Here is a 14,077-nt window from a genome sequence, read left to right as displayed (position 1 = left end):
GACGATGCAATTGCGACGGAGCTCCTGGTGGTCGGTCATGTTGATCTGGGGCTCCGTCGCGTGCGACGTCCGGCCCTCGCACGCGGAGGACAAGTGCCCGCCGTGCGAGTGCAATTGCGCCGCCGACGACAAGTCGACGGCGACGCCGGTGCAGGCGACGACGACCACGCCGGTGCAGGCGCAGCAGCCCGGAGCGTCGACCCCGGCGGCGGCCGAGATCGGCGAGCTCGTGGCCGCGGCCACGCGCAAGATGAACTTCGACGACGGCAAGGGCTGCCTCGACGACCTCGACCGGATCCACGCGATCGACCCCAAGTACGACGCGCGCCTCGCGGTCACCCGCGGCATGTGCGAGATGCTGGTCGGCCGCTGTCAGGAGGGCAAGCAGCGGGTCGCGCGGTGGTACCAGGACGAGACCAACATGCACCCGGACCGGGCCATGGCCACCGCGGAGTCGCTGGCGTCGATGCGCTGCCGCGAGGGCGACTCGACCGACCGCGACCGCCTGCTGCGCGCCTACTTCGACCTGTCCGACGGCGCGTACATGAACAAGAAGACCGTCGCCAACTGCAAGGCGGCGCTCGACGTGGCCCGCGCGCTGATCCCCAGGGTCAAGCCGCAGGGCCCGGAGGACTCGCAGATCCGCGACACGCCGAAGGCGCTGTTCCACACCGCCGCCACCTGCTTCGGCCGTGCCGGCGACTGCAAGACGGCGATGGCCGTCTACCGCGAGTTCTACCCCGACATCAGCAGCGTCAAGGATCCGGCCGTGCGCGAGAAGATCATCACCGACTCGTTCGAGTCGTCGATCATCCACTGCGGGCCGCAGGCCAGGTCGCCGTGAGCCGCGCCGCTGGCGAGGCTGACCTCGAGGTCATGTCCTGAAGGACATTTCCGGAGGGGCAGCGCTCACAGCGAGATCTTGCGGCCGAGCGCCAGCTTGGCCTCGAAGCGGGTCTGCATCACGGCGTCGGCGAGGCACTTGCCGAGCGCGTCGTTGACCGAGGGCACCGAGCGGGTGACCTTGCCGTCGAGGCCGATCGCGTAGTCGATGACGATCTTCGGCCCGCCCACGGCGTCGTGGGTCTTGCGGCAAGCCTTGGCCTTGCGCTCGATCTGCTTGAGCGGATCGACCGGCACGGCGGGCTTCACGGCCGCCTTCTTGACCGCCGGCGCCGGCTCGGCCGCGACCTCGGACTCGAGCGGCGGGAGCTCCTCGTCGGCCACGGGTTGCGGCTCGGCTTCGGCGGGCGGGGGCTCGGGCGCGGGCTCGGGCGCGGGTGCGGGCGCGGGCGCAGGTTCGGCGGGCGGGGGCGCGACGACCGGCGTCGGCTTCGGCGCGTCGACGACGGCGGGCGCGGGCGGCGGCGGGGGCGGATCGTCGCCGCCGCTCAGCACGAGCGCGAACACGGCGATCGCCGCGAGCAGACCGGCGCCGGCGAGCGCGAGCAGGGGACGGGTGCTGCGGGCCGGCGGGGACGGGAACGCCGTGGTCGCGCCGGTCTGTTTGCTGCCTCCGCCGGGCGTCGAGGCGTCGAGCGCGGGGACCGTGACGGCGGCCTCGCGCCCGCCCGGATCGGGCGCAGGCGCGGGTCGCGGGTGGTCGAGGGACGGTTGGGTGGCAGGCCCGGCGGCGGCGGCGAGCCAAGGAGAAGGGACCGCCGAGGCGCCGAGGTGCGGCTGCGTCAGCGTGCGGCCGCTCGTGGTGACCGGCGCGAGCTCGGGCGCCTCGCTGCGCAGCAGCTCGACCAGCGCCTGGCCGACCTCGTGCATCGTCTGGAAGCGATCGCCTGGCTTTTTGGCCATGGCCTTGAGGACAATTGCATCGAGGGCCGGCGAGATGCCGGCGGCGGGGGCGACGCTCGAGGGCGCCGGCGGCGGGGAGTCGCAGTGCTGCATCGCCACCTGGATCGGCTCGCCGGTGAACGGGACGCGGCCGGTGAGCAGCTTGAAGAGCACCACGCCGAACGAGTAAATGTCGCTGCGGCGGTCGAGGTTGGCGTTACGCACCTGCTCCGGCGACATGTAGCTCGGCGTGCCGAGGGTGATGCCGGTCTCGGTCAGCTCGGACGAGTCCTCGGCGCGGGCGATGCCGAAGTCGAGCAGCTTGCATATCTCCTCGCCGTCGCGCTTGCGGGCGAGGAACACGTTCGAGACCTTGAGGTCGCGGTGGATGAGGCCGTTGTCGTGGACGCAGCCGACGGCCCTGGCGATCTGGATCGCCCACAGGCAGCAGTCGTGGTTCGAGAACGGTCGCTGGGCGCGCTGGCGCAGGCGGGCGTCGAGGTCGTCGCCCTGCAGCAGCTCCATGGCGAAGAACACCAGGCCGGACGGCTCCTCGCCGAACGAGTAGATGTCGACGATGTTGGGGTGGTCGAGCGAGGCGATCATCTGCGCCTCTCGCAGGAAGCGCTCGACGCTGGTGCGGTCCTCGGCCAGCCTGGCGTGGAGGATCTTCAGCGCGCAGCGCCGCCGCAGCCGCGTGTCCTCGCCGACGTACACGTCGCCCATGCCCCCGCGGCCGAGCAAGCTGAGCACGCGGTACCGGTTCTCGAGCACCGTGCCGATCACCTGGGCGTCGCGGTCAGGCACCACTTCACGGCCTCTCTACCATCATTGCGCGCGAGCCTTCAATGCGGGTCAAAGGCGCATTATTGCGCGGCGCGATCGCGCTGCCGGAACCTCGATACGCACGCGTGCACCTCCGCTGGCGAGGTCGCGGCCTGGGGTGATGGCTCGACTCGATGTGACGACGGCGGCGAACGCACGGCGCGACTCCGGCGCGCCCTGTGTTATCGTCCGCGAGTGCCGCGCCCGCGCTCGCTCCCGCTCGCCGTCTCGCTGGTCGCGACGACGGCGGTCCCGCGCGTGGCCGCGGCCGACGAGCCGGTGCTGGTCGAGTTCCACTTCACGCCGGTGAGCGACGCCCAGCTCGCGATCTGGCTCGAGGACCAGGACGGCAACTACGTCCAGGACGTGCTGGTGACCCAGGCCGTCGGCAAGTACGGGATCGGCAACCGGCCGGGGATCTGGAATTTCCTGTCGAGCTGGCGCGCGCCGTACGGGCCGCGCCCGTCGGTGCTGCCGGTGTGGGCCCACCGGCGCGGCAAGACGTACCCGAAGATCATCTTTCACGACGAGGACCCCGGCGATCTCGACTCGCTCGGGTTTCACGAGAACACCTCGTCGTCCGAGCCCTACCACTGCCGGCCGCTGTCGCAGTCCGAGCACGACGTCATCTCGGTCGACACCATGACCTGTCCGTCGCCGAAGGTGTTCAACTCGGACAAGGGACAGTTCGACCCGGAGGGGGGCATCAGCTGGTACCCGCCGCGCAACGACATCGTCGAGTTCGACGCGCAGAAGGACGCGGAGGAGACCAAGACCTACGCGGCGCTCAACGACCTCGACGCGGTGACCGCCGCGACCCCGGCCGGCGAGCTGCCGGCGTTCGTGACCGTGCTGGTGCCGCCGGAGGCGATGGCCGCGGCGCCGCTGACGGCGTACATCGAGATCAGCCGGGAGAACGACGAGAACGCGGCGTTCACGTTCGACCGCGAGAACGACCACTACGTCGACCCCGACCTCGCGGCGTTCGGCATCGAGTACCTGGGGCAGCCGTCGGTGGTCTACGCGGTCCCGTTCGACCCGCGCGCCAAGGGCTTTCAGGGCACGGTCGACTACGCGGGCTACGGCGACTGGAACGGCGCCACCGGCACGCTGCACCCGCCCGACGCGAAGATCAGCACGGACGGCGGCAGCGGAGCCGACCGCCTGCGCGTCATGAACAAGAACGGCGAGACGTTCCGCTGGGGCGTGTACTCCCACGGCGGGCCCGGTGACCCCGGCGGCACCGACAGTGACAGCGACGGCGACGGCGACAGCGACAGCGACACCGGCGGCGAGCCCGGCACCGGCGCCGGCACCGAGGGCACCGGCGGCGAACCGCCGGACGACGGCTGGGGCACGTGCAGGCTGGCCACGCTGCCGCCGGCCGACGACCTCGTGCTCGCCGGCGAGTCGTTCGACCGCGTGCAGGTCAGCTTCCGCATGCCGCCGCTGCCCGACCCCGCGGTCGTGCTCAAGCAGATCCACGTGTATCACATCACCGGCGCCGCCGAGCTCACGCAGGAGCTGCTCGGCGCGGCCCACCTCGCGACCTTCAGCGCCGCCGAGCTGCCGGCCACCGAGGGCATCATCGACCTCGAGATCGGCGAGCTGTGGGGCGATTACACCTACCAGTTCGGCGTGGTCTACGAAGACGCGTGCACCAACCGCAGCCCGCTGGTGACCGCGGAGATCACCACCGAGGCGCAGAAGTTCCAGACCGTCGAGTCGTTCTGCTTCCTCGCCACCGCCGCCTGGGGCGCGCCGTGGGCCGCCCAGGTCGCGGCGCTGCGGGCCTTCCGCGACGATTATCTGAAGACCTCGGCGACCGGCGTCGACCTGGTGCGCTTCTATTACGCCCACAGCCCGCCGCTCGCGCGCGTGATCGGCCGCGAGCCGCTGCTGCGCGGGCTGGCGCGCGTGGTCCTGCAGCCGGTCGCCGACGCGGCGCTGCTCGCGACGTCGCACGGGTGAATGATTGGACATGTCCATGAGGACATGTCATGATTTGCCCTGGTAGGACCGTCAAAACATGTTTCGTGGCTCACGACATGATGGGCGGGGTCGACTTGAAATAAATGAACTTCAGGACATGCCCGAACAGACATGCTCGGCGCACGCCCCGGGCGGGGCGGCGCGTGTACGCGAGGTTGCGCATGCGGCTCGCCGGGCGTGACGGTCGACACGAGACGCCGGCGGATTCACGGTCTTCGCGTCGGGGAGGGTGCGCAGGCGGTTCTGCGAGCTTGCGCGGCACATGACGTTTTGGACAGGTCGCGGCTGCGTTCGTGCGGCGGCCGGCCCGCGCGTGTACCGTCGATCCGGCATGGCGGTCGACCTGGCGCAATACGTCCGTGATCTCGGCATCATCCTCGGCACGGCGGCCGCGACCGGGCTGATCTCGCAGTCGCTGCGCCAGCCGCCGGTGCTCGGCTACCTGATCGCCGGGATGCTGATCGGGCCGCACGTGCCGGGCATCGTGCTCGGCGGGCCCGAGAGCCACGACATGACCCAGGGGCTGTCCGAGTTCGGGGTCATCTTGCTGATGTTCAGCGTCGGCCTCGAGTTCAGCCTGCGAAAGATCGCCCGGATCGGCCCCAGCGCCGGCCTCACCGCCGTGTTCGAGATCGGCTTGATGATGACGCTGGGGTTCCTGGTCTGCGCGCTGATGGGCTGGGGCACGATGGAGAGCCTGTTCATCGCCGGGTGCATCTGCAGCTCGTCGACCATGATCGCGGCCAAGGCGTTCGAGGAGAAGAAGCTGCGCGGCGGCTTCGTCGACCTGACGTTCGCGATCCTGGTGTTCGACGACATGACGACCATCATGGTGTTCGCGGTGCTGACGGCGATCGCGTCGGGGGCCGGGCTGGGGCCGGGAGAGTTCGCGCTGTCGGTCGGCCAGCTGTTCGGCTTCTTGCTCGCGCTGCTGGCCGGCGGCCTGTTCGTGGTGCCGCGGGCGATCCGGGCGGTGGTCCGCCGCGAGCGCGACGAGCTGACGCTGCTCGCCGCGGTCGCGGTCTGCTTCGGGATGGCGGCCCTGGCGGCGACGGCCGGCTACTCGGTCGCGCTCGGGGCCTTCATCGCCGGGATCCTGGTGTCGGAGTCAGGCGAGGGCGGGCGGATCGAGCCGCTGGTGCTGCCGGTGCGCAACATCTTCGCGGCGATCTTCTTCGTCGCCATCGGCATGCAGATCGATCCGCTGCAGATCTTCGCCAACTGGCCGCTGGTGCTGCTCTTCACCGCGGTGGTGCTGGTCGGCAAGGTGCTCGGGGTGTCGCTCGGCGCGTTCCTGTCGGGCAACGGCTTCAAGGTGTCGGTGCGCGCCGGCATGAGCTGCGCGCACAACGGCGAGTTCTCGTTCATCATGGCGTCGTTCGCGATCTCGAAGGGGATCCTCGGCGACTGGGTGTTCCCGGTCGCCGTCGGCGTGTCGGTGATGACGCAGCTGACGGCGCCGCTGATGATCAGCCGCTCGGAGCCGGTGGCGCTCGCGCTCGAGAGGCGGCTGCCCGCGAAGCTGCAGACGTTCGTCACGTTCTACCAGTCGTGGATCGAGCAGCTGCGCTCGACGCCCCGCACGGTCTCGGTGTGGTCGCAGATCCGCACCGACGTGGTGGTGCTGGCGCTCGACGCGGCGCTGCTCTGGGCGGTGCTCGCCGGCTCGAACCTGATCCACTGGTGGGTCGTCATCGAGCTCACCGAGCGCTTCACGCTGCCGCCCTGGCTGGTCGAGCTGACGTGGCTCGGCGGCACGCTGCTGCTCGCCGGCATCTTCCTGTTCGGGGTGCTCCGCCGCGCGGCGGCGCTGGCACGCGGGCTGGCCGAGACGGTGATCCCGGTCCGCGGCGACAGCAAGCTCGACCTCGGCTCGGCGCCGCGACGCGTCTTCGTGGTCGCGCTCGAGCTGGCGCTCTGCCTGGTCGTCGGCCTGCCGCTGGTGGCGCTGGTCCAGCCGTTCCTGCCCCTCAGCTCGGCGCCGCTGGTGCTGCTCGTGGTGGTCGTCGCCCTGGTGATCAGCGTGTGGCGGAACATCGCCCACCTGCACGGCCACGTCCGCGCGGGTACGGAGCTCATCGTCGAGGTGCTGGCGAAGCAGAGCCGCGAGGGCGGCGGGGGCACGACGGTCCAGGCCTCGCTCGACGACGTGCAGGCGCTGCTGCCGGGGTTCCCGGACATGACGCCGGTGCGGCTGCACGAGCAGAGCGCGGCCGTCGGCTCGACGCTGGCGCAGCTCAACCTGCGCGTGCGCACCAGCGCGACGGTGCTGGCGATCAGCCGCGACGGCGCCGGCGCGGAGGTCCCGTCGCCGCACGACGTCCTGCGACCGGGCGACATCCTGACGCTGACGGGCTCGGAAGTGGCGCTCCTCGCGGCGAGGACCCTGCTCCACGAGGGGCCCGCGGCCGACCCTGCGCGCGACGGTTGAGCGGGGACGCCCGCGGCGGGGCGCGGGAGCGTCATGGTACGTTCGGGTCGAACAAGGCGGGGGTCCAGCTCTGGCGCAGCATCTCCCGGGCCGGCGCCGAGTCCGGCCTGGACGAGCACCTGCGGCGGAAGATCGAGCTGACGAATCAGCTCGGCTGCACCGCGGGCGTCCTGGTGTTCACAGGGAACGTGCTGTTCTGGGGGGTCGGCGTGAATGACCCGCACGGTGATCGGCGCGGCTCGCTCGCGGGCGCGAGCGGCGTCACTCGTCCTGGCAGACGCCGAGGTACTCGTAGGGCGGCGCGAACGGGTTGCAATCGCAGTTGGCCGTCCCGTCGGTCCTGCACAGCTTATTGCAGCACTCGCCGCAGACCGGGTCGAAGATCGTACAGACGAGCCCCGCCCCGCACGCGACGTCGTAAGTACATTCTTGGTGATATCCCGGCGCGTTCGGCATGTTCGCGCACTGGAATTCGTTCTCGATGCGCAAGCACTCTTCGCCCGCCTCGCAGCCGGCATGGGACAGCGGATTGCACAGCCCGGGCGCGTGGCAGTCCGGGCAGCTCGGGCCGTCGCAGACCTCGTCGTCGCTGACGATGCCGTCGCCACAGCCGACGAACTTGCAAGTACCGGCCTGGCACTGCTCCTCGGCGCCGCAGTCCGTGTCCTCGTCGCAGAGGAAGCACGCGGGCTCGTCCGGATATACCATGTGCGCCGACTCGAGGCCCGTCTGGCAAGCCTTCAGGCACTGCTCGGCCGTCTCGGGCGACCCTTGCCAGCACGCCGCGTCGGGGCCGAAGCCCATCTGCGCGGCCGGCAGCGCCGCAGGATCGGTCGCCGCGATACAATCCAGATAGCGCTCGCACGACACCTGCGAGACTCCGCCGGTGTCCGGCCCGCCGGAGGTCGGACCATCGGTCTCCGACATCCCCGTCGTGCTCTCCGTCGCGCTCTCCGTCGCGCTCTCCGACCCGGTCGGATCGGTGCTCGGGTCCCCCTGGCTCGAAGGGGCACCGGTAGGCCCCCCCGGGCTGGACGGATTCGCCGTGGCCGCGGTCGCCTGACCGCTCGCGGATACGCTGTCGAGTGGGTCCGAGTCATTCGAACAGGCGACGATCAGCAGCAGCACGGAGATCGCGCAGGACGGACAATGCAATGCGTTGGGGCGCCAGAAAAGCATCGCGCATGCTACTCCAGGCGCAGATCCGGCACAAGCTGGGATTTCGCGGCGTCCGCCGCTGCCCGGACCTGAGACTCCCCGCACCGCCAGCATTCTTGAGCTCCTCTGCTCCCGTAGAAGAACGACCTCCGAGTCCCGCCCGCATCGACGGCTGCGAGCACGCGTGACCCGCGAGCCGTCTGCCGGCCGCGATGTCCCCGCAGCGCGTCGACCTCGGTCGCTCGCTCGGCCGTAGCGAGGACCCCAATTCGCCGCGCCGCGCCCGGCGTCACCCGGTGCTTCGGGCGCCGCGCCGCCGGAATTCCACGGAGCTCGAAGCCACCACCTGCTGCTCGTGCACGACCGTCACCCAGGATTTCGGGCCCCGCGCCCCCCGGACGCGCGGTCTGACGATTAGCGCCGGAACGGCAGCGCCTTGTACTGCGCGACCACCACCTGCTGCTCGTGCAAGACCGCGAGCAGGCGTTGCCAGCGGTCGTTGGCGTCGGCCAGCGCGGCCACGCGGGTGGTGAGGGCCGACTGGCTGGCCTCGACCGCCTCGAGCTGCATCGACGTGCGGGCGCCGGCCAGCCACGCGACCGCGGGTGCCATCATCAGCATGAAGCTCATCCACAGCGACAGGCGGAAGTAGCCGCCGACGCCCGGCACCGCGGCCGCGCAGATCAGCGCGAACACCAGCGCGCTGACGGCCAGCAGCAGCGCGACCGGGCCGGCGATCTCCATCAGGCGCACGACGGCCAGCGGCGGCGGGTCGCGGTGGCGGCGGGCGGCGACCAGGCGGACCGCGACCTGGCTGGAGGGGCATGTCTCTGGAGACATCTGCTCGGCGTAGCACTGGGCGCTGACCACCGCCGTGAATTCGCCGCGGGACACGCACAGTCGGACGCCCTCGACCAGGCCGTTCAGCTCGGTGGTCTCGGTCTGGAACCCCTCGGACGGCGGGAAGTACGTCTGACACGCGCTGGCGACGGTGTCGGCCACGCTGCGCACGAGTTCACCGGCCTGGCGCACCGTCCATGCGGGGCGCCGGACCGCCCACTGGAAGTTCAGGTCGCTGGTCCCCATGACAGATCTTTGTACTCGCAGGCGAGCGGCCCGTCCACCGCGGGCGGCGCGGGCGCGAGTCTGCGGGCGAATACGCGGGGGCGCGAGCGATCGGGGCCGCGACGAGCGACGGCGATCACGAGGTCTGCAGGCCCAGCAGCGGGAACACCGCGGTGGGGCGCGATTTGCCCTTGAGCTGGACCGTCACCGGCGGGCCGACGGTCGCGTGATCGCCGAGCAAGATCCGCGTCGCCTCGGAGATCAGGACGTCGGAGCCCACCTCCTTACACGCCGATTCGATGCGCGTGGCGGTGTTGACCGAGTCGCCGATGAGCGTGTAGTCGAGCCGCTGCGGCGCGCCGATGTTGCCGGCGATCGCCTCGCCGGTGTGGACGCCGACGCCGATCCGCAGCGGAGCCAGGCCCTCGGCCGCGAGCGCTTCGTTGAGCCGCGCGAGCCGCCGCTGCATGCCGAGGGCCGCGCGGGCCGCCGCGCGCGCGGACAGCTCGGGAGCGAGCCGGACCGGCGCGCCGAACACGACGAGGATCGCGTCGCCGATGAACTTGTCGATGAGGCCGCCGTGCTCCATGCACTCCTCGACCATCTCGGTGAAGTAGCGGTTCAAGATCCGCACCACCTGCTTCGGCGGCATGTGCTCGACCAGCGGGGTGAAGCCGCGGATGTCGGCCATCAGGATCGTGGCGGTGACGAGCTCGCCGCCGAGCTCGAGGCCGCCCTGCAGGACCACGTCGCGGACCTGGCGGGTGACGTAGCGGGTGAAGGCGTCCTTGATGAAGTCGCGCTCCTCGAGGCCGCCGAGCATGCCGTTGACGGCGGCGCTGAGCTGGCCGACCTCGTCGCCGCCGATCGGCAGCGCGCGGCGCGACAGCTGGTCCGGGGTCAGGGTGCCGACCAGGTCGGTCAGCTCGCGCAGCGGGTCGGTGGTGTGGCGCGTGACCAGCAGGCAGCCCGAGAGGCTGACGAGCAGGCCGATCGCGGTGACGACGAGGATGTGTAGCGCCAGCGCCGTGGGCTCGTGGGCGGCCACCGCCGCGCTCGCGCCGCGATAGGCCAGCGTGCCGGAGATCACCGCGCCGGCCAGCTGCACGCCGACGATGACGATCGCCATCTTCGCGCCGAGGCCGAGGCGGACGATGCCGGGGCCGGTGACCGGCAGCATCGGGCTGCGCGCGATCAGGGCCCGGCGCAGCGGACGGGTCGCGGCGTCGGTGTACAGCCAGGCGAAGATCGCGTCGAGCACGGCCGCGAGCAGGCCGCCGACGGCGATGTGGAGGCCGAGCCAGGGGTCGCGGGTGAGCGCCGCCATGATCGCGGCCGCGCTCAGGCTGACGGCCACCGCCGACAGGCCGATGAAGACCGACAGGCGCGCCGGGTAGCTGAGCGCCTGGCGCCACACGTCGAGGTCGACGTGGTCGCCCGGCCGGCGCAGCCACGGCTCCAGGCGGTCGACGAAGCGGCGGTGGCGGGCGTAGACGACGGCGATCGAGGCGGCGACGAGGCCGGCGAGGAGGGCCAGGAATTGCGGCAGCGCGCCGGACGGGAACTCGGCGGCGAGGGTGATGTAATAGGCGCCGACGGCCGCGGCGGTGGAGCCGATGGCGATCGCCACCGCGAACACGCGCAGCAGCCGGCCCGGCGGCGGCAGCGGCAGGTCGGCCTGGACAGGCAGCGGGCGGGTGAGCAGGCGCAGGCGCGGCGAGGTGCCTGCGGGGTCGTACGCGGGTTGGTTCACGAGGACCCGAGCATGGCGTCGTGGAACTCGCGGGCGAGCCGCAGCGGGTCGCTCGCGTCCTCGAAGATGTCGGACGGGGTCACGACCGTGTCGGCGCCCATGTGCAGGGCGTGGCGGCCGCTCACGGGGTCGAACTCGTCGGAGATCACGAGGTGGAGCCCGGGCACCTGCTTGAGCGCGGCGATGAGGTTCGGGTCGATCGCCAGCGCCGGATCTTCGTAGTCGAGCGCGAGGTAGCGGTAGCCGACCATGCGCGCGTAGTTGGCGTAGCCGAGGATGATCTTCGGCGAGCTGACGATGAACGCGTCGAAGTACCAGCGCGCGGTGCTGTTGCCCATGATGAAATAGGCCAGCGGGATGAAGTTGAGGCCGCGCCGCGCCACGTGCATCGCCGTCGCCACCGAGCCGGACCCGAACGGGCGCGCGTAGTGCGAGTTCGAGTTCATGACGTCGGGCAGCAGCACGACGTCCGCCGGGGCCAGCGAGTCGGGGCCGGCCGGATAGAGCACGACTTGCAGCCTGGTGTGCTCCTTGAGCTTCATCGTCAGGCCCGGCAGGTCGGCCGCCCCGGTGCCGCCCAGCAGCACCTGGCGGTAGCCGATCCGCTCGAGCTCGCGGTAAAAGCTGAGGTCCGAGAAGCTGTCCGGGTCGAGCAGCGGGAGGTAGCGCTCGAACACGAAGTTGCGGTCCTGCTCCACGACTGGGCCTCCGGTCTCGCCGGCCCGCTGGGCCTTGCGGGCCCCAGGGTAACGCAACCGCGGTCGGCGCAGGTGCGCGAAGTCGAGCGAGACGGGTCCGGGGGCGTGGGTTCCCTCGCGCGCGTCCCGCGACCCTGCGGCCATCGTGACAGTGGTTGCCGGCAGGCCGGCGGGTCGTGACGAGCGAGACGGCGCCGCGACGGGCGCGAGCGGCGTCGAGTCGCTCCCGACCGCGCCGGCGCCGTCAGATCGTCTGCGTGCAGCAGCAGCTGGTGTTCGTGCTGCTCGGGTCGTCCGTGCACGCGTGCGCGCCGTTGCCACTGCTATTGCTGCTGCAGGACCCGGACGAGTCGATCGAGGTCTGGCCCTCGCAGCCGCCGACCACGCAGGCCTCGCCTTCCGCCGCGCACGTCTCGTTGCAATTGACGAATTCCATGAAATTCACGCAGCCGTAGTAGGTCGGGGAGCAGGCGCTGTTGATGCACCTCCCCACGTCCGAGCTCTCCTTCCACACCTTGCACTCGATCGCGCAGTGCGAGCAGTTGAGGTCGTCGCTGTCGAGGTCGGTGCACACCGCGTCGCAGGACGCCGGGGTGATCCGGACGCCGTCGTCGCAGCTGAGCGTGATGTCGACCGTCTTCCACGCGCTCTTGCCGCTCTGATCGAAGAACTCGGCGCGGAAGGTCCGGACGATCGACGGGCTCTCGAACTCGATCGAGTCGGCCTGGTGGATCTGCGACCAGGAGAGGGCGAGCGAATAGGCGCCTTCCTCGCCGGAGGTGGCGAAGGCGCCGAACGAGATCGAGCCGTCCGGGCTGGTCAAGCTGCCGCCGATCACGTCCGCGACGCCGTCCGGGTCGGTCACCACCGCCGTGAAGGTCACGGACTCGGCCTCCGTGATCGTGTTGACGTTGGTGAGAAACTGCAGGATCTGCGGCCCGCCGGCCTCGTGGCCCTCGCTGTCCGGACCGTCGCTCGTCGGCGTCGAGGTCGACGTCGGCTCGCCGCTGGTGTCCGGATCGTTGGTGTTCGAGGCGGACGCCGAAGCCGAGGCGGTGCCGGGGGCGTCGACGCAGAAATTCGAGAGACACTGCAGCCCTGCGAAGCACTGGCCGCCGGTCGCGCACTCGCAACCGACGCTCCCCGGGGTGCAATCCTTGGCCGAGCTGTCGCCGCAGGCCGGCACCGTCGCCCCGAGGAGGACTGCGGTCAACTGGTGTAACCAGAGTGTTCGTTGTTTCATCGCGCTTTACCTTCTCTCCGCGTTCTTCTCGTTCTTCTCGGTGAGTGGTCTACGGCTTCAGGCACTGCCAGTAGTCGTTGCCGGTGTATTGACACGTGAGAGGACCGTACAACTGACAACAGTCCTCGTCGACGTCGCAGAAATAGCCCTCCTCGATCTTGCACTCGAGGTCGCCGCAGGGGATGTGGCCGGTGGCCTGGCACCGGTAGGTGCACTTGTCGTTCTGGTCGCAGGCCGGATAGGGTTCGCCCATCGCGTTCGGGCACACGGTGCAGGTCGGGCGGTTGGACTCGCAGATGACCTCTTCCTGGTCCGAGTAGCAGTTGCCGCCGCACTCGTGATAGCCGAGGGAGCAGGTCGCCCCGCACGCGCCGTCGATGCAGGCCGGCTCGCCGTGGGCCACCACCGGGCACACCTCGCAGCCCGCGCCGCAGGCCGTCGGGTCGCTGTCGAGCACGCAGACGCCGCCGCACTCGTGGAAGCCGGGGTTGCACACGCAATCGTGCGTGGTCGTGTCGCACTTCGCGCCGGTGCCGCACTGCGGGTTGAAGTCGCAGCCCGGCAGGCACTTCTTGGTGGCCGGATCGCAGTACGTGAAGCCGGGGCACGGGTCTTTGCTGCAATCCACCGCGGCCGCGCACTCGCCGGCGATGCACACCCCGCCGCCCGCGCAGACCTTGTCGCACTCGCCGCAGTGCTCCGGGTGCTCCTGCACGTCGACGCAATCGCCCGCGCAGCGCTTCAGGCCCGCCGCGCACTCCGGCCCGCCGCCGGTGTCGTCGCCGGTGTCCGCCGGGCCGCCGTCGGTCGGCTCGGCGGTCGCTTGCGCGGCGTTGCTCGGATCGGCCGCCCCGCTGGCGCCGCTGCCGACGCAGTAGTTCGACAGGCACTGCAAACCGTTGAAGCAGAGCCCGTTCGCGCATGGGCAGCCCTCCAGGCCGTCCTGGGGGCATTCGTCGGCTTCGCCGCCGCCACAGCCGAGAGGCCCGAATAGCCCGACGAACAAGATGTACTGACGCAACCACGAGGACGACCGCATAGCGCCGCCAGCTTACGCCGGCCCTCCGGCCAGCGGTACAAAAATCGCCGCCCGCGCGCGGCCTGGCGGGTCTTTTCGCCGGTCGCGT

The 14,077-nt window shown here is 70.8% G+C and carries 10 protein-coding genes; 3 read left to right on the top strand and 7 right to left on the bottom strand.

Annotated features, from left to right (window positions below):
- Positions 1-4: 4 nt before the first annotated feature.
- Entirely contained in the window at positions 5-844 is an 840-nt protein-coding gene (locus K7C98_RS22070; protein ID WP_224193702.1) for a hypothetical protein, read from the top strand.
- A gap of 65 nt (positions 845-909) precedes the next feature.
- On the opposite strand, the gene K7C98_RS22065 is transcribed toward K7C98_RS22070, so the two are convergent.
- Complete coding sequence (locus K7C98_RS22065; protein ID WP_224193701.1) at positions 910-2,592, bottom strand: serine/threonine protein kinase; 1,683 nt, start codon at positions 2,590-2,592, stop codon at positions 910-912.
- Positions 2,593-2,805: 213 nt separating this feature from the next.
- Here K7C98_RS22065 and K7C98_RS22060 point away from each other — a divergent pair, with 213 nt between their 5' ends.
- Positions 2,806-4,581, top strand: a complete 1,776-nt coding sequence (locus tag K7C98_RS22060) for a CFI-box-CTERM domain-containing protein (RefSeq protein ID WP_224193700.1) — start codon at positions 2,806-2,808, stop codon at positions 4,579-4,581.
- A gap of 352 nt (positions 4,582-4,933) precedes the next feature.
- Positions 4,934-7,033, top strand: a complete 2,100-nt coding sequence (locus K7C98_RS22055) for a cation:proton antiporter (protein WP_224193699.1) — start codon at positions 4,934-4,936, stop codon at positions 7,031-7,033.
- Between the two features lie 261 nt (positions 7,034-7,294).
- Here K7C98_RS22055 and K7C98_RS22050 read toward each other — a convergent pair whose 3' ends face one another.
- The 6 genes from K7C98_RS22050 to K7C98_RS22025 form a co-directional block, all read right to left on the bottom strand.
- The gene (locus K7C98_RS22050) at positions 7,295-7,960 is read right to left on the bottom strand and encodes a hypothetical protein (protein ID WP_224193698.1); all 666 of its coding nucleotides are present in this window, start codon (positions 7,958-7,960) and stop codon (positions 7,295-7,297) included.
- Between the two features lie 645 nt (positions 7,961-8,605).
- The gene (locus K7C98_RS22045; RefSeq protein ID WP_224193697.1) at positions 8,606-9,277 is read right to left on the bottom strand and encodes a hypothetical protein; all 672 of its coding nucleotides are present in this window, start codon (positions 9,275-9,277) and stop codon (positions 8,606-8,608) included.
- 115 nt (positions 9,278-9,392) lie between these two features.
- Positions 9,393-11,009: an adenylate/guanylate cyclase domain-containing protein gene (locus K7C98_RS44950; RefSeq protein WP_224193696.1), complete on the bottom strand. Its 1,617-nt coding sequence runs from the start codon at positions 11,007-11,009 to the stop codon at positions 9,393-9,395.
- Positions 11,006-11,707 carry a geranylgeranylglyceryl/heptaprenylglyceryl phosphate synthase gene (locus K7C98_RS22035; RefSeq protein WP_224193695.1) on the bottom strand — a complete coding sequence of 234 codons (702 nt, stop codon included), beginning with the start codon at positions 11,705-11,707 and terminating at the stop codon, positions 11,006-11,008. The genes K7C98_RS44950 and K7C98_RS22035 overlap by 4 nt, the downstream gene beginning before the upstream one ends.
- 244 nt (positions 11,708-11,951) lie before the next feature.
- Entirely contained in the window at positions 11,952-12,920 is a 969-nt protein-coding gene (locus K7C98_RS22030) for a hypothetical protein (protein ID WP_224193694.1), read from the bottom strand.
- A 79-nt stretch (positions 12,921-12,999) separates the two neighbouring features.
- A complete protein-coding gene (locus K7C98_RS22025) occupies positions 13,000-13,989 on the bottom strand; it encodes a hypothetical protein (RefSeq protein ID WP_224193693.1) in 990 nt (329 codons plus the stop codon).
- Positions 13,990-14,077 lie beyond the last annotated feature (88 nt).

It is taken from the genome of Nannocystis pusilla (genome assembly GCF_020073745.1).
In the GTDB taxonomy this organism is placed as follows: Bacteria; Myxococcota_A; Polyangia; order Nannocystales; family Nannocystaceae; genus Nannocystis; species Nannocystis radixulma.
This window is presented reverse-complemented; position numbering and strand designations above follow the sequence as displayed.